The sequence below is a fragment of the Klenkia sesuvii genome (genome assembly GCF_037083825.1).
GTDB classification, from domain to species: domain Bacteria; phylum Actinomycetota; class Actinomycetes; order Mycobacteriales; family Geodermatophilaceae; genus Klenkia; species Klenkia sesuvii.
Map to the genome: position 1 here is coordinate 182,345 of NZ_JBAPLU010000004.1, position 14,582 is coordinate 196,926.

The window sequence follows — 14,582 nt, forward strand, 5'->3', positions numbered from 1 at the left end:
GTCACGGCACCAGCCACCGGACGGCGAGGACCAACGCCGCCAGGTCGACGGCGAGGAAGACCCCGACCCAGACCAGGCCGGGGAGGCCGGTCAACCGGGCGAGCTGGTCGGCGTCGCTGTCGGGGCTGCGGCGCCGGCGCCGAGCGGCCTGCAGCTCCGCCACGGTGCGCGGGGCGGCGAGCAGCAGGAACCAGACCACGACGTGGGCGAACCCGGCCTGCCACTGGGCCGGGAGCCACCACGTGGCGGCGAACACCACGGCCCCGGTGGCCAGCACCGACCACAGGCCGTAGTAGTTGCGGATCTGCAGCAGCAGCAGCGCCAGCAGTGCCAGCACCGCCCAGAGCATGCCGATCGCGTGGCCGGCCGCCAGCAGCGCCGCTGCCCCCAGGCCGAGCAGGCCCGGGCCGACGTAGCCGGCCAGCGCGGTGACCACCATGCCCGGCCCGGTCGGGTGCCCGCGCGAGACCGTCACCCCGGAGGTGTCCGAGTGCAGCCGGATGCCGGCCAGCCGGCGGCCGGTGAGCAACGCGGCCACCCCGTGGGCGCCCTCGTGGGCGATGGTGACCGCGTGGCGGCTCACCCGCCAGGCGTCGCGCTGGCCCACGAGCACCAGTGCCACGAGGGCGGTGCCCACCAGCCAGGGCAACGCCAGCGGGGGAGAGGGGGCGGTGACGCGGTCCCAGATCTGCTCCATCGTGCAGCAGTCAACCGCGTGCACCTGTGCTCGACGGGTGCGGCACACTGACCTGGCCCTCCGCCCCCGGAGGACCGCCGTCGAGGAGGCCCCCGTGACCACCCCGCCCTTCGTCTACCGGGTCGTGATGGCCATCGGCACCCCCGCCGTCCGCTGGTGGGGGAGGCTCGAGGTGCGGGGGCTGGAGAACCTGCCACCGTCGGGGCCGACCGTGGTCATGGCCAACCACGACAGCCAGTGGGACCCGGTCGTGGCCGGCATCGCCGCCCTGCGCCGCCGGCACCTGCGCGCCCTGGCCAAGGACTCGCTGTGGAAGAACCCGGTGGTCGGCAGGTGGCTCACCGGCATGGGGCAGATCCCCATCGCCCGCGGCCGGGGTGACAAGGGTGCGCTGCAGGCGGCCATCGACGTGCTCCGCGACGGCGGCTGCATCGGCGTCTTCCCCGAGGGCACCGTGTCCCGCGGTCGCACGATGCGCTTCCTCTCCGGCGCCGGGCGGCTCGCGCTCGCGGTGCCGGGCACCACGGTGCTCGGTCTGCGGATCACCGGGCAGACCGACATCGTGCGCTTCCCGAAGCGGCCCCGGGTGCTGGTCGAGTTCCTGCCGCCGGCGACCCCGCAGGAGGGGGAGTCCGCGGTCGCGTTGACCAACCGGGTGATGCAGCAGGTGCGCACCGGTGCCCCGCCGGTCATCCCGGGTCGGGCGAAGACGGCCGCCAGGTACCGGGCCCTGGTCGCCGAGCACGAGGCAGGCCAGCGCGGGGACGTCTGGGGCGGGGACGTCCAGGGCGAGGACGTCCAGGGCGAGAGGACCGAGCGCGGGGACCGCGCCTCCTGAGCTCAGGCGACGAACGCGGGCGCGAGGACGGCGGACGACGCGGTCGCCACGACCAGCACGGTCACCGGCCAGCGCCCGGGCCGCCCCCGGCGGACCGCCGAGTGGACGACGGCGGCGACGCCCAGCGTCAGTGCCGTCACGGCGTCGAGCGCCCACGTGCGGACGGCGGCGTCCAGACCCGTGCGGTCGTGGGCGAACAGGTCCAGGAAGACGTCGAGCCAGGTACAGGCCATGGCCGCCAGCACCACCGCCACCGAGAACCCCACCGCGGCCTGCGCTGCCCGGTCGCCGTGACCGGGCCACCGGCGTCGACCCGTCCGGACCGGACCGGTGCGGCCCGAGGTGGGGTGGCTGGGGACGGCGACCGCGGCGGCACGCTGGTACGGGCTCATGCCCTCGACCCTGCCGGGATGGCGCGCACCGCCCCAGGGGGTCACTACTCAGCCCGGAATGTCCGAGCTCGGGCCTACGGTGCGGGCACCACCGAGACCGAGGAGACGCCATGACCACGCTCACCGACCGACCGGGCACCGCGCTGCTGGTGATCGACGTGCAGAACGGGGTGATGGCGGCCTCGCACGACACCGAGGCGGTCATCGAGCGCATCGGGGGCCTGGTCGCCCGAGCGCGCGAGGCGCACGTGCCCGTGGTGTGGGTGCAGCACTCGTCCGAGGAACTCCCCGTGGGCAGCGAGCAGTGGGAGTACGTGCCGCAGCTGCAGCGCGCCGACGGCGAGGCGCTGGTCGCCAAGGAGCACGGCGACTCCTTCGAGGCCACCGACCTGGAGCAGGTGCTGGCCGAGGCCGCGGTCGGGCGGTTGGTGGTCACCGGCGCGCAGACCGACGCCTGCATCCGGTCCACGATCCACGGCGCCTTCACCCGGGGCTACGACGTCGTGCTCGTCGGCGACGCGCACACCACCGAGGACCTCAGCGCGTACGGGGCCCCGGCCCCGGGCGACGTCATCGCGCACACCAACCTGTACTGGGGGTTCCAGTCCGCGCCGGGCCGCACCGCCGCCGTCGTGCCGGCCGCCGACGTCGCGTTCGCGGGCTGAGCACGGTGCGCACGCTGGGTGTCACCACCAACCTGCACGTCGAGGACATCGCCGCCGCCGAGGGGTTCTGGGCGGGGTTCCTGGGCCTGCGTGAGCAGGAGTTCAGCCTCGGTTGGGTGGCCCGCTACACCGACCCGGGCACCGGGGCCCACGTCCAGCTCGTCACCCGCGACGCCACCGCGCCCGAGGACTCCGCGCTGACGGTGAAGACCGATGACGTCGACGCCGCGCACGCCGAGGCCGTCGCCGCCGGGTACGAGATCGTGCACCCGCTCACCACCGAGCCGTGGGGCGTGCGCCGGTTCTTCGTCCGTGCGCCCGACGGCACGGTCGTGAACATCGCCCAGCACCGCGACTGAGGGGGATCAGGTGCTGGCTAGGCTGCCGCGGTGAGCTCCACGCCCCGGTTCGGCCGCCTGATCACCGCCATCGCCACCGCGTTCGACGCCGACGAGAAGGTCGACCTCGAGGCGACCGCCCGCATCGCCCGGCACGTGGTCGACACCGGGAGCGACGGCGTGGTCGTCTCGGGCACCACGGGGGAGGCGCCCACCACGACCGTCCCCGAGGACGGCGAGATCCTGGCGGCCGTGCGCGAGGCCGTCGGTGACCGGGCATCGGTGATTGCCGGCGTCGGCACCAACAGCACGGCGCACTCCGTCGAGATCGCCGAGCAGGCCGCGCGCGTCGGCGCCGATGGCCTGCTGGTCGTCACGCCCTACTACAACAAGCCCAGCCAGACCGGCATCCTCAAGCACTTCCGCACGGTCGCCTCGGTGAGCGACATCCCGGTGATGCTGTACGACGTGCCCGGTCGCACCGGGTCGGCGATCGGGCTCGACGTCTACCGGGAGGCCATCGGGATCGAGTCCGTGGTCGCGGTCAAGGACGCCACCGGCAACCCGGCGCACGCCGCGCGGTTGGTCGACCTCGGCTACGAGGTGTACTGCGGCGACGACGCGTTGACCCTGGGCTACCTGGCCTACGGCGCCGTCGGCCTGGTCAGCGTGGTCGCGCACGCCGCCGGCACGCCGCTGCGCACGATGATCGAGGCGTTCCTGGCGGGGGAGCACGCGGCCGCGCTGGCCGCGCACACCCGCCTGCTGCCGGCCTTCGACGCCATCATGGGCGTGCCCAACTACGGAGCCACGACGGCGAAGGCCGCGCTGCAGTTGCAGGGCGTGCTGGCCGACCGCCGGGTGCGCCAGCCGTTGGAGCAGCTCGACGACGCCGAGGTCGAAGCCCTGCGCACCGGCCTGGCCGCCGCCGGCCTGCTGGCGCCGGCGGGGGAGCAGCGCTCGGGGGTGGACCCCAGCACCGACCTCGACCCCTGGTGGGGCACCTACCGCGGCCTCGCCGCCGACATGTGACCGGCTCCCACCTCGTCGTCCGGCCCCGGGCGGGTCGTGGCCTAGTGGCCCTGCACCCGCCGGCAGCTGGGCTGGCGGGAGATCGGCACGGCCCGGCAGCACTGGGGCCAGCACGAGGCCGACGCTGCGCTGATGGTGCCCGGCGTTCCCTGACCCAGCGGGTCGACGCAGCGCGCGGGGGAGACTGACGCGGTGTTCCACATCGCGTTCCACGAGCCACGGATCCCGCCCAACACCGGGAACGCGATCCGCATGGTGGCAGCCACCGGTGCGCACCTGCACCTGATCGAGCCGTTGGGTTTCGACCTCTCCGACGCCAAGCTGCGCCGGGCGGGGCTGGACTACCACGACCTCGCCTCGGTGACGGTGCACGAGGGCTGGACGGCCTTCCTCGACTCGGTGCCGACCGCACGGGTCTTCGCCTTCACCGCCTCCGGCGCCACGAGGTACACCGACGTTGCCTACGAACCCGGCGACGTCCTGCTGTTCGGCCCGGAACCCACCGGGCTGGCGGAGGAGGTGCTGGCGCACCCCCGGGTGACCGACCGGCTGCGGCTGCCGATGCTGGCCGGGCGCCGCTCGCTCAACCTGTCCAACGCGGCGGCGGTGGCCGCCTACGAGGCCTGGCGCCAGCACGACTTCACCGGCTCCTGACCGGAGGCGCCGTATCACCGGTCATACGCTGACGGCCATGGACGCGGTGACGGTGCGAGAGCCCCGGGACAGCGGGGGAGATGTGCTCAACCGGGTAGCTCGTGGCGAGCGCTTGGTGGTGACACGGGACGGCGTCGGGGTCGCCGAGCTGCGCCCCACCACCCGCCGCAGCCCGTCGTCCGCAGAGCTCGTCGCCAGGCGCCGGGCGCTGCCGGTCGTCGATCCGGTCGCGTGGCGTCGCGACGTCGACGACCTGCTGGATCCGGCACTCTGACCTCGCCGACGAGCCGAGGGATGCTGAACACCTCGACCGTCGAATACCGCTCTACACCTGCAACCCGGACGACTTCGGCGACATCGACGGCTTCACCTCAGGGTGGTGCCTCATCCCGACCGCCCTGACGGCTGGCAGGACTGAACGTTCAGGACGATGTATCTCATTGTTGACAAAACCGCGAGAATGTCCACAATGAGATACATGCCATCGGCCAGTCCGTACACGAGCCCCGAACAGCAGGCAGACCTCGTCCGCCTCGGGGAGCGGCTGCGCGAGCACCGGAAGTCCCTGGGGGTGTCGGCGGTGGCCTGCGCCGAGGCGGCCGGGGTGTCCCGCGTGACCCTGCACCGCATCGAGGCCGGCAACCCGTCGGTCACCATCGGCGCCTACTGCAACGTCGCGGCTGCCCTGGGTCTGCACCTGCAGGTGCCGGCCGTCGAGCCGGCGACGGGGGAGCCCGCGCCGGTGGAGGTCGGCGACTACCCGGGTCTGCGCGCCCTGGCGTGGCAGACCGACGCCGGCACGACGCTCACCGAGACCGAGGCGCTCAACCTGTACGAGCGCGGGTGGCGGCACCTCGATCAGGCGACCCTGTCCGACCGCGAACGGGCCTTCATCCAGCACCTGGCCGACACCTACAGCCACGGGGCGCTGCTTGTTTGACCGCCCGCACCACCGGCTCGTCGCCGACGTCCTGACCCGGCTCGACGGCGCGCTGCTGGCCGAGCACAGCTGTTGGTTCGGCGGGGGCACGGCCATCGCGCTCTCGTACGGCGAGTACCGGGAATCGGTGGACATCGACTTCCTCGTCTCGGACACCGTGGCCTACCGGGCCCTGCGCCAGCTCGTGCGCACCGACGGGCTGGCGGCGCTGGCCGGGGGTGAGCTCGACCTCGTGCGGCCGGCCCGGGTCGACAACTACGGCATCCGGGCGGTGGTGCGGGCCGGGGACGTGCCGATCAAGTTCGACATCATCCAGGAAGGGCGCATCGACCTCGACGCCTCGCCAGCGCAGGAGCTCATCTGCGGTGTGCGCGCCCTGACCCGGGCCGACCAGGTGGCGAGCAAGCTCCTGGCCCACGACGACCGGTGGGCCGACCCGTCGACCTTCAGCCGCGACCTGATCGACCTGGCGATGATGGACCCGTCGTCAGGGGAGCTGGCGGCCGGTGCCGGCAAGGCGGTCGCGGCCTACGGGGCCACCGTGGGCGCCAGCCTCCGCGACGCGGTCGACCACCTGCGCCGGCGACCGCAGCGGCTGGATGCGTGCCTGCGGGCGCTGAAGATGCACGCGACCCGGGTCGAGGTCTGGCAGCGCATCCGGACCCTCGGGAGCAGGTGCGCGGGGATCGACGTCCTCGGGTCGGAGCACGTCGACCTGACATAATGTCGATTATCGGCGCGAGGCCGAGGTGCGCGGGCAGCGGCCGTCCGACCTGGTCCGCGCCGTCCGTGGCCGTCGAGCCGTCGCAGCCCCGTGCGACGCCGGCCGGCCCGAGCCGTGGACGGCCGCACGGTCCCGCGTGACGAACACGTGGCGATGTGTGGCGATGCGTGACCGCCGTCCCGCCCGGCCGGCGGTCAGCGGCCACTCCCTCGTCCCGCCCCCCAGACCGGTCTCGTTCCGTCACTCTGACGCAACGAGACCGGCCCGCCCACCTGCGGCGACCCCCCCCCCCAGGGTGGACCCGGTGTGCCTCCGTCGTTGCGTCACGCTGACGGAATGACGGGTGCTCAGCCCTGCTCGGCCGCCGCCCGCAGGGATGCGAGGCCCTTGTCGAACGTCGGGCCCAGGAACTTCTCCATCGGCAGCAGCCGCATCAGCCGGCCCTGTCGGCCGGACCCGGACCAGGTGACCACCGTGCCGCCGTCGGCCTCGGCCAGGGTGAAGGTCGACGTGCTCGCCGAGCGGATCGGCTTGGTGTTGACCTGCTCGACGACGACCCGGGTCGGCTCGACCTCGGTCATCCGCATCGAGCCGCTGCCGGCCTTGAGGGAACCGGCCCAGCGGTAGCTGCTGCCGCCGCCGGTGCCGTCGTACTCGCGGGCCATGTCCGGGTCGAGGTCCTCGAACGGTGACCAGGCTCGCCAGCGGCGGAAGTCGGCCAGCAGGGCGTGCACCGCGGCGGGCGGCGCGGCGACCCGGACCTGCCGGGTGACCGTGTAGGTGTCGGGCACGCGCGGATGATGCCAGACCTGGCCGCTGCGCAGACGGTTCGCGGCCGTGGTGTCGGGTGCCCGCCGCGGCCGCCGGTCCCTTAGGCTCCGCACATGCAGATCCGTCGTCCGGTCGTCTCCGCCCTCGCCGTCCTCGCGCTCCTCGGCGGCGGGGCCGCCCTGACCGGGTGCAGCGACACCGACGGGCTCGGCCAGCGCACCGGCACGTCGAAGGACTCCACGTCGAACTTCTCGGGCGACGACCCGACCAGCGTGCGCCAGGGCAGCGTCTACAACCACGGCAACGAGGACCCCGAGGGTGACGTCGGCATCGAGGAGGGCGCTCCCGCCGACTGAGCGGGCTGTCGGGATCAGGCAGGTGGGCCGGCGGGGATCAGCCCGCCGCCCGCCCGGACAGCCAGAGCTTGTCCAGCCGGCCGGTCGAGCGCACGAGCTCGGTCAGCGCCCGCTCCAGCTCGGCCTTGGTGGGCTTCTCCGTCAGCAGGGTCTGCACGTCCTCGAGGGCGCACCGCAGCTGGAACAACCGGTCCTGGAGCCCGTCGAGCTCGGTCCGGGTGACCAGCACCACGTCGGGTGACAGCCCGGCCTTCGCCGTCGCCGAACGCTGCTCGTAGGCGCGCTGCCGGCAGGCCTGGCCGCAGTACAGGCGCGGCCGCCCCACCGACTCCTGGGCCGGCAGGACGTTGCGGCACCACCCGCAGCGCCGCTCCTCGGCGTCGGCCTGACGCCGCCGGGAGCGCCGGGGCACCGTCTTGACCACCGGGGACGCCGGGGCGTCGTGCGCCGCGACCTGCTCTGCCACCACGACGGAGAAGGTAGACCGCCCACCGCCTGTGCAGATGCTGGACACGCCCGCGTCGACCCCGCCCACCACCCCCGCTACACCCGGCCCTAGCGTGTGCTCGTGCCGGCGCCGCGCTTCCCGTTCCTCGACGGGCCCACGCCGTTGGCCATGGCCCACCGCGGCGGCGCGGTCGAGCACGTCGAGAACACCGGGCCCGCGTTCCAGGCCTGCGTCGACCTCGGGTACCGCTACCTGGAGACCGACGTGCGCGCCACGGCCGACGGCGTCCTCGTCGCCTTCCACGACCCCGTGCTCGACCGGGTCACCGACCGCACCGGCCGCATCGACGCCCTCCCCTGGCGGGAGGTGCGGGGCGCGCTGATCGGTGGCCGCGAGCCGGTGCTGCCGCTGGAGGACCTGCTGACGGCGTGGCCCGACGTCCGGTTCAACATCGACCTGAAGGCGGCCGGCGTCCTGGCCCCCCTGGCCGCCCTGGTCCGGCGCACCGGCACCCTGGACCGCATCTGCCTGGCCTCGTTCTCCGACGCCCGCGTCGCCGCGGCCCGCCGGCTGCTGGGACCGGACCTGTGCACCTCGTTGGGGCCCAAGGGGGTGGCTGCTCTGCGGCTGTCCTCCTACTCCCCGCGCGCGGCCGGGCTCGTCCGCATCCAGGCCGGGTGCGCGCAGGTGCCCTTGCACCTGGGCGGTCGACCACTGGTCGACGAGCGGTTCCTCGCCGCCGCGCACGAGCGCAGCCTGCAGGTGCACGTGTGGACCGTCGACGACCCGGCCGAGGCCGACCGCATGCTCGACCTGGGCGTGGACGGCATCATGACCGACCGGCCGCGGATGCTCCGCGAGGTCTACCAGCGCCGCGGCGCGTGGGCGTCGACGTGAGGGAGCGGGTACGCCGCTGGCGGCCACACGCCCCTGCGCTGCCCGCCGAGCTCGAGGCCTCCGTCGTCGACACCGACCCGGAGTGGTTCGGCCGGGAGCTGGCCATCGCCGCACAGCCGCCCTGGTGGTTGTGGCGGACCCTGCTCACCACGCTGTCGCCGGCGGTGTCGCTGTTCGGCCGGGTGCTGGTGACCGGGTCGGTTGCCGAGCACCTGCGCCGGGGCCCGCTCATCATCGCCGCCAACCACATCGGCGACTACGACACCTTCACCGTCGCCGCGGCGCTGCACCGGGTCGGGGTCGTCCCCCGGTTCCTGGCCACCGGCGGCATCATGCGGGCTCCGGTCGCCGGGCCGCTGCTCGAGCGCTGCGGCGGCATCCGGGTCGACCGGGGCACCGACGTCGCCGCGCACGCCATGCGGGTCGTGCTGGTGGCGCTGGAGCGCGGCGGCCAGGTGCTGGTCTACCCCGAGGGCAGGGTCGGGCTCACCGCCGACGGCTGGCCCGAGCGCGGCCGCACCGGCCTGGCCCGGCTGGCGCTGCAGACCCGGGTGCCGGTCATCCCGGTCAGCCAGTGGGGGGCGCACGAGGTGCTGCAGTACGCCAACGACTGGGGCAAGCTGCGCACCCTGCTGTCGGCCGCGTGGCGGCAACCCGCGCTGCGGGTGCACGTCGGCGAGCCGGTCCCCCTCGACGACCTCGACCCCGGCCGCACCGGCGACGCCCACCGGGCCCGCACCCGCATCGTCGCCGCCCTCACGCGCGGGCTGGTCCCGCTGCGCGCCGGTGAGCCCACCGACCGGGTCGCCTTCCACGACCCCACCCGTCCGGTGCGGGCGGTCGCGGCCTTCCCCGGTGGACGCGTCCCCGACGACGTGCCCGGTGCTGGACCGACCCCTCCCCCGGCTGGCACCCTGCGCCGGTGAGCGCACCGCAGGGCACGACGAGCACCCCCGACCGCGCACTGCGCCGCGAGCGGACCGGGTGGTACTCCTACGACTGGGCGATGTCGGTGTTCAACACCAGCGTCACCACCGTCTTCCTCGGCCCGTACCTGACCTCGGTCGCCCGCGAGGCCGCCGGCCCCCAGGAGCGGCTGGGGTTCCTCGGGGTCGACCCCGGCAGCTGGTTCTCCTTCGTGCTGTCGTTCTCGGTCGTCGTCCAGGTCGTCGTCCTGCCCGTCACCGGTGCCGTGGCCGACCGCACCGGACGGCGACGGGAGCTGCTCGCGGGTTTCGCCCTGCTGGGGGCCGCAGCCTGCACCGGGCTGTTCTTCGTCGCCGACGGCCGCTACCTGCTCGGTGCGGCCTGCTTCGTCGTGGCCAACGTCTGCTTCGGCGCCGCCACGGTCGTCTACTACTCGTGGCTGCCCGACCTGGCCGCGCCCGACGAGCGCGACAAGGTCTCCAGCCGCGGCTGGGCGGTCGGGTACGTCGGTGGTGCGCTGCTGCTGGCCGTGCACCTGGCGCTCTACCTGTCGCGGGACTCCCTGGGTCTGACCGAGGGCGAGGCGGTGCGCATCTGCCTGGCCACGGCCGGGCTGTGGTGGGGCACCTTCACCGTGTTCACGGTGTCCCGGCTGCGCAACCGCCCCGTCGCGGCCGCGGCCGGGCGCACCGGCAGCGGGTTCCGCCAGCTCGCCGCGACGCTGAAGGAGATGCGGGCGTTCCCGCTCACCCTGTGGTTCCTGGGCGCCTACCTGCTGTTCAACGACGGCGTGCAGACCGTCATCTCGCTCTCGGCGGTCTACGCCACCGAGGAGCTGGAGCTGGACCAGTCCGTGCTCACCGGTGCGATCCTCATGGTGCAGGTGGTCGCCATCGCCGGGGCGCTCGGCCTGGGCCGGGTGGCCGCCCGCCACGGCGCCACGCGCACGGTGCTCGGTTGCCTGGTCGCCTGGACGGCGGTGCTGGTCGTCGCGTTCTTCCTGCAGGAGGGCGCGGTGCTGCAGTTCTACGCCCTCGCCGCCGTCATCGGCCTGGTGCAGGGCGGCACCCAGGCGCTGTCCCGGTCGCTGTTCAGCCACCTCATCCCGGCGGGCAAGGAGGCCGAGTACTACGGCTTCTACGAGATCAGCGACCGCGGCACCAGCTGGTTGGGGCCGCTCGCCTTCGGCCTGACCTACCAGTTCACCGGCTCCTACCGGCTGGCCATCATCAGCCTCGTGGTCTTCTTCGTCGCCGGCTTCGTGCTGCTGGCCCGGCTGCCGATGCGCCGGGCGGTGCTGGCCGTGGGCAACACGCCGCCGGCGAAGCTGTGAACGCCGTCCCGGCGTCCGGTGACCGCCGGCGGCACGCCGCCCCGGCCCACCTGACCTTCTTCCACGGCCCGATGGACTGCGGCAAGTCCACGCTGGCCCTGCAGGTCGACCACAACCAGAGCCGGCAGGGCCGCCAGGGCCTGCGGCTGACCCAGGGCGACCGCTCGCAGTCCCCGCGGATCAGCAGCCGCGTGGGCCTGTCCCGCGACGCCGTCGAGGTCGACGCGGGCACCGACGTCCGGCTGCTGGTGCGCGAGCGGTGGGCGGCCGGGCACCGGGTCGACTACGTGGTCGTCGACGAGGCCCAGTTCCTCACCGACGGCCAGGTCGAGCAGCTGGCGGAGCTGGTCGACGAGTCGCACGTCGACGTCTACGCCTTCGGGTTGACCACCGACTTCCGCGCCCAGCTGTTCCCCGGCACCCAGCGGCTGTTCGAGCTGGCCGACGTCGTCCAGCGCATCCAGGTCGAGGTGCTGTGCTGGTGCGGGGCGCCCGGGCTGCTCAACGCCCGCGTGGTGGACGGGGCGATGGTGCGCGAGGGCGAGACCGTCGTCGTCGCCGACACCGCCCCCGGAGCCAGCGCCGCCGACCCCCGGTACAAGGTGCTGTGCCGCCGCCACCACGTCCGTGGCCAGCTCGGGCCGACCCCGACGGGGCCGGGCCAGCTCACCCTCCACGGGCAGCCGGTGGAGGACGCACAGGTGTCCGTGCGATGATGACCGACTGACGAGACGGAATCTCCGTCCCACCTCCGTCGTTGACCTCATCGGCCCCTCCGGGTGACGCCCGGCCCGCATGCCTGCGGCCGCGTCACCGGCACGCCGACGGGGTAGTGAGCACGGACCGACACGAGCACGAGAGGACGGTGTGCCATGGGCGAGCGTTCCCTTCGCGGCAGCCGACTGGGCAGCGTCAGCTACGAGACCGAGCGCAACACCGCGCCGATCGAGCGGCAGTACGCCGAGTACCGCTGCGAGCAGGGCCACCTGGTCACGGTGCCCTTCGCCGACGACGCCGAGATCCCCGACACCTGGGAGTGCAAGTACGACGGCACCAACGCCAAGCTGGTGGGCGGCGCCGAGCCGGCCCCCAAGAAGGTCAAGCCACCGCGCACCCACTGGGACATGCTGCTCGAGCGCCGCTCGGAGGCCGACCTGGAAGAGGTGCTCGCCGAGCGCCTCGACGTGCTGAAGAGCCGCCGCACCAAGGTCTCCTGACCTACGCAGAAGGGCCCCGCCGGAGCGATCCGGCGGGGCCCTTCGTGCGTCGTGCGGAGGTCCCTCAGCCCTCGACGACGCGGGTGCTCTGCACGCGCGCGACGCCGGGCTGGGGCTCGACCCGGGGGTCGACCTGGGCCGGGCGGGTGCTCTGCACGCGCACCGGGCCACGGGCCCGGTCGGGCAGCCGCGAGAGCACCGCGCGCGCGATGAGCGCCCGCGGGAGCTTGCGGGTCCCCGGCAGCAGGCACATCAACCCCAGCACGTCGCCGAGGAAGCCCGGCAGGATCATCAGCGCCCCGCCGGCGGCCACCAGCCCGGCGTCGCCGAGCGCGGTGCCGGGGGCGCGGTGCTCCTGGGCCCGCAGGCGCAGCTCGGTCAGGGTCTTGGTGCCCTGCCGGGCCAGCAGCACCCAGCCCAGCACGCTGGTGGCCAGCGCGGCCAGGATGGTCCAGCCCCAGCCGATGGCCGCGCCCAGGGCGATGAACACCACCACCTCGGCCAGGGCCCCCAGACCCAGGGCGGTGCGCAGTCGGCTCGTCATGCTCGTCCCTTCGTCGTCCTGCCCAGCTCAACGCGCGAGGGGCCCTGCGTGCTCCCGACCCGTCGGCCGCGCACCCCGGCGACCACGACGACCGCGACGGCGCCTCCGCCGAGCAGCGTCAGCGCGACCTCGGGCCAGGCGCCCAGGCGGGCGGCGACGGTGGTCTGGTCGCGCTGGGCGACGTCCTCGACGAAGGTGGCAGGCACGAACAGGTCGGAGCTGCGCACCACCGAGCCGTCGGGGGCGATGACCGCGCTGATGCCGCTGGTGGAGGCCACGACGACCGACCGGCCGAACTCGACGGCCCGCAGCCGGCTCATCGCCAGCTGCTGCGGGCTCTCGTCGGAGAACCCGAACGTGGCGTTGTTGGTCTGGACGACGACCATGGTCGCCCCGCCGTCGACGACGTCCCGCACCAGGCCGTCGTAGGCCACCTCGAAGCAGATGACGTCGCCGACGACCGACCCGGCCATCTCCAGGGTGCCCACCTCGGCGCCGGCGTGGAAGTCGGCCCGCACCAGGTCGACCTTGTCGCTGAAGAACCGGAAGAAGGAGCGGTAGGGGACGTACTCGGCCATCGGCACGGGGTGCCGCTTGGTGTAGGTGTCCCCCGGCCCCGTCTCCGGGTCCCACACGATGGCGGTGTTGCTGATGAACCGCCCCGGGCCGCTCACCACGGCCCCGACCAGGATCGGCGCGTCGATCGCGCGTGCGGCGCGGTCGATGGCGGCCGCGGCGTCGTCGTTGAGGTAGGGGTCGATGTCGGAGCTGTTCTCCGGCCAGATGACCAGGTCGGGCTGGGCGACGTCGCCGGCGGCGACCCGACCGGCGAGGTCGACGGTCTGCTGCACGTGGTTGTCCAGCACGGCGCGGCGCTGCTCGTTGAAGTCCAGTCCGGCGCGGGGCACGTTGCCCTGCACGACGGCGACCGTACGGGTGGGCCCGCCCTCGGTCAGCGAGCCGCCGGCCAGGGGGACCGCCGCCAGCAGGCCGACCGCCGGGACGGCGAGGGCGGTGACGACGGCGAGCGCGGCGGCTCGCAGGGAGCCGGCCCGGCGCTGCGCGGCCGAGCTGTCGCGCCAGGCCCGGGCGAGGGCGAGGACGGCCGCGGCCAGCAGCGTCCCGGTGAGGGCGACGGCGAAGCTGACCAGCGGTGCGCCGCCGTAGGCCGCGAACGCGGTGAACGGGCCCTCGGCCTGGCTGAACGCCAGCCGCCCCCACGGGAAGCCGCCGAAGGGCCAGCGCCCGCGCAGGGCCTCGTCGGCCACCCACAGGCCGGCGGCCCACAGCGGCCAGGCCCGCAGCCGGGCGGTCAGCGCCAGCGCGCCGCCCAGCAGGGCCAGGTAGAGGGCCTCGGTGACCGACAACGCCAGCCAGGGGAACTCCCCGACGTAGATCCCGGTCCAGGACAGCAGGGGCACGAAGAACGCCAGCCCGTGCACCAGCCCCAGCCACAGGCCGAGCCGGAAGCGCACCCCGCGGGTGGCCAGCGAGAGCGTCGCCGGGCCCAGGACGGCGAGACCGGACAGGTCCCAGGCGGGGAAGGCGAGGAACAGCAGCAGGCCGCCGGCCGCGGCCAGCAGCGTGCGCGCCAGCCACCGCCCGGGGCGTCGTCCGGGCTCGGCGGAGGCCGCTGCCGGGGCGTCGCGCTCGGCGGACTCGGTGACCGTCACGCGTCGAGCATCCCACCCGGGGTGGACCGGGGACGCCGGCGTCGGCTGCCCACCGGCGGCGGCACCCCGGCCTTCGGGCCGGCGGCCCGGTCGACTGGCTGTCACCGGGGCCGCCGTTGTCTGGTGGCGCGGGGTG

20 protein-coding genes are annotated in these 14,582 nt (G+C 74.3%); 14 read left to right on the forward strand and 6 right to left on the reverse strand.

What is annotated here, in order from left to right:
* Nucleotide 1: 1 nt before the first annotated feature.
* On the reverse strand, nucleotides 2-697 hold the full coding sequence (locus TEK04_RS05915) for a M50 family metallopeptidase (protein ID WP_336403392.1): 696 nt from the start codon (nucleotides 695-697) through the stop codon (nucleotides 2-4).
* A 94-nt stretch (nucleotides 698-791) separates the two neighbouring features.
* Here TEK04_RS05915 and TEK04_RS05920 point away from each other — a divergent pair, with 94 nt between their 5' ends.
* Nucleotides 792-1,535 carry a lysophospholipid acyltransferase family protein gene (locus TEK04_RS05920; protein ID WP_336403393.1) on the forward strand — a complete coding sequence of 248 codons (744 nt, stop codon included), beginning with the start codon at nucleotides 792-794 and terminating at the stop codon, nucleotides 1,533-1,535.
* 2 nt (nucleotides 1,536-1,537) lie between these two features.
* Here the strand turns inward: TEK04_RS05920 and TEK04_RS05925 are convergent, their stop codons facing one another.
* Complete coding sequence (locus TEK04_RS05925) at nucleotides 1,538-1,927, reverse strand: hypothetical protein (RefSeq protein ID WP_336403394.1); 390 nt, start codon at nucleotides 1,925-1,927, stop codon at nucleotides 1,538-1,540.
* 110 nt (nucleotides 1,928-2,037) lie between these two features.
* On the opposite strand from TEK04_RS05925, the gene TEK04_RS05930 reads away from it, so the two are divergent.
* The 7 genes from TEK04_RS05930 (at nucleotide 2,038) to TEK04_RS05960 (ending at nucleotide 6,280) form a co-directional block, all read left to right on the forward strand.
* The gene (locus TEK04_RS05930) at nucleotides 2,038-2,592 is read left to right on the forward strand and encodes a cysteine hydrolase family protein (RefSeq protein WP_336403395.1); all 555 of its coding nucleotides are present in this window, start codon (nucleotides 2,038-2,040) and stop codon (nucleotides 2,590-2,592) included.
* Between the two features lie 5 nt (nucleotides 2,593-2,597).
* Nucleotides 2,598-2,951: a VOC family protein gene (locus TEK04_RS05935; RefSeq protein ID WP_336403396.1), complete on the forward strand. Its 354-nt coding sequence runs from the start codon at nucleotides 2,598-2,600 to the stop codon at nucleotides 2,949-2,951.
* A gap of 30 nt (nucleotides 2,952-2,981) precedes the next feature.
* Nucleotides 2,982-3,962 (forward strand): 4-hydroxy-tetrahydrodipicolinate synthase, encoded by a 981-nt coding sequence (gene dapA, locus TEK04_RS05940; RefSeq protein WP_336403397.1) that lies wholly within the window; start codon nucleotides 2,982-2,984, stop codon nucleotides 3,960-3,962.
* Between the two features lie 192 nt (nucleotides 3,963-4,154).
* Nucleotides 4,155-4,616, forward strand: a complete 462-nt coding sequence (locus TEK04_RS05945) for a tRNA (cytidine(34)-2'-O)-methyltransferase (protein WP_336403398.1) — start codon at nucleotides 4,155-4,157, stop codon at nucleotides 4,614-4,616.
* Between the two features lie 37 nt (nucleotides 4,617-4,653).
* Entirely contained in the window at nucleotides 4,654-4,890 is a 237-nt protein-coding gene (locus tag TEK04_RS05950; RefSeq protein ID WP_336403399.1) for a type II toxin-antitoxin system Phd/YefM family antitoxin, read from the forward strand.
* A 204-nt stretch (nucleotides 4,891-5,094) separates the two neighbouring features.
* Entirely contained in the window at nucleotides 5,095-5,556 is a 462-nt protein-coding gene (locus tag TEK04_RS05955) for a helix-turn-helix domain-containing protein (RefSeq protein ID WP_336403400.1), read from the forward strand.
* Nucleotides 5,549-6,280 (forward strand): nucleotidyl transferase AbiEii/AbiGii toxin family protein, encoded by a 732-nt coding sequence (locus tag TEK04_RS05960; protein ID WP_336403401.1) that lies wholly within the window; start codon nucleotides 5,549-5,551, stop codon nucleotides 6,278-6,280. The genes TEK04_RS05955 and TEK04_RS05960 overlap by 8 nt, the downstream gene beginning before the upstream one ends.
* 347 nt (nucleotides 6,281-6,627) lie before the next feature.
* On the opposite strand, the gene TEK04_RS05965 is transcribed toward TEK04_RS05960, so the two are convergent.
* Nucleotides 6,628-7,071, reverse strand: a complete 444-nt coding sequence (locus TEK04_RS05965) for an SRPBCC family protein (protein WP_336403402.1) — start codon at nucleotides 7,069-7,071, stop codon at nucleotides 6,628-6,630.
* A gap of 93 nt (nucleotides 7,072-7,164) precedes the next feature.
* Here TEK04_RS05965 and TEK04_RS05970 point away from each other — a divergent pair, with 93 nt between their 5' ends.
* Nucleotides 7,165-7,407: a hypothetical protein gene (locus TEK04_RS05970; RefSeq protein ID WP_336403403.1), complete on the forward strand. Its 243-nt coding sequence runs from the start codon at nucleotides 7,165-7,167 to the stop codon at nucleotides 7,405-7,407.
* A 37-nt stretch (nucleotides 7,408-7,444) separates the two neighbouring features.
* Here the strand turns inward: TEK04_RS05970 and TEK04_RS05975 are convergent, their stop codons facing one another.
* The gene (locus TEK04_RS05975) at nucleotides 7,445-7,876 is read right to left on the reverse strand and encodes a hypothetical protein (RefSeq protein ID WP_336403404.1); all 432 of its coding nucleotides are present in this window, start codon (nucleotides 7,874-7,876) and stop codon (nucleotides 7,445-7,447) included.
* Between the two features lie 99 nt (nucleotides 7,877-7,975).
* On the opposite strand from TEK04_RS05975, the gene TEK04_RS05980 reads away from it, so the two are divergent.
* From TEK04_RS05980 to TEK04_RS06000, 5 genes are all read left to right on the forward strand, one after another.
* A complete protein-coding gene (locus tag TEK04_RS05980) occupies nucleotides 7,976-8,752 on the forward strand; it encodes a glycerophosphodiester phosphodiesterase family protein (protein WP_336403405.1) in 777 nt (258 codons plus the stop codon).
* Nucleotides 8,737-9,678 carry a lysophospholipid acyltransferase family protein gene (locus TEK04_RS05985; RefSeq protein ID WP_336403406.1) on the forward strand — a complete coding sequence of 314 codons (942 nt, stop codon included), beginning with the start codon at nucleotides 8,737-8,739 and terminating at the stop codon, nucleotides 9,676-9,678. Before TEK04_RS05980 ends, TEK04_RS05985 begins: the two co-directional genes overlap by 16 nt.
* Complete coding sequence (locus TEK04_RS05990) at nucleotides 9,675-11,012, forward strand: MFS transporter (RefSeq protein ID WP_336403407.1); 1,338 nt, start codon at nucleotides 9,675-9,677, stop codon at nucleotides 11,010-11,012. Before TEK04_RS05985 ends, TEK04_RS05990 begins: the two co-directional genes overlap by 4 nt.
* Complete coding sequence (locus tag TEK04_RS05995; RefSeq protein WP_336403408.1) at nucleotides 11,009-11,728, forward strand: thymidine kinase; 720 nt, start codon at nucleotides 11,009-11,011, stop codon at nucleotides 11,726-11,728. The genes TEK04_RS05990 and TEK04_RS05995 overlap by 4 nt, the downstream gene beginning before the upstream one ends.
* Nucleotides 11,729-11,884: 156 nt before the next feature.
* Nucleotides 11,885-12,229 carry an RNA polymerase-binding protein RbpA gene (locus TEK04_RS06000; protein ID WP_336403409.1) on the forward strand — a complete coding sequence of 115 codons (345 nt, stop codon included), beginning with the start codon at nucleotides 11,885-11,887 and terminating at the stop codon, nucleotides 12,227-12,229.
* A 64-nt stretch (nucleotides 12,230-12,293) separates the two neighbouring features.
* Here TEK04_RS06000 and TEK04_RS06005 read toward each other — a convergent pair whose 3' ends face one another.
* Together TEK04_RS06005 and lnt are read right to left on the reverse strand one after the other, a co-directional pair.
* Nucleotides 12,294-12,773, reverse strand: a complete 480-nt coding sequence (locus TEK04_RS06005) for an FxsA family protein (RefSeq protein WP_336403410.1) — start codon at nucleotides 12,771-12,773, stop codon at nucleotides 12,294-12,296.
* Nucleotides 12,770-14,446, reverse strand: coding sequence for an apolipoprotein N-acyltransferase (gene lnt / locus TEK04_RS06010; RefSeq protein ID WP_336403411.1), 1,677 nt, complete (start codon nucleotides 14,444-14,446; stop codon nucleotides 12,770-12,772). Before lnt ends, TEK04_RS06005 begins: the two co-directional genes overlap by 4 nt.
* Nucleotides 14,447-14,582: the final 136 nt, after the last annotated feature.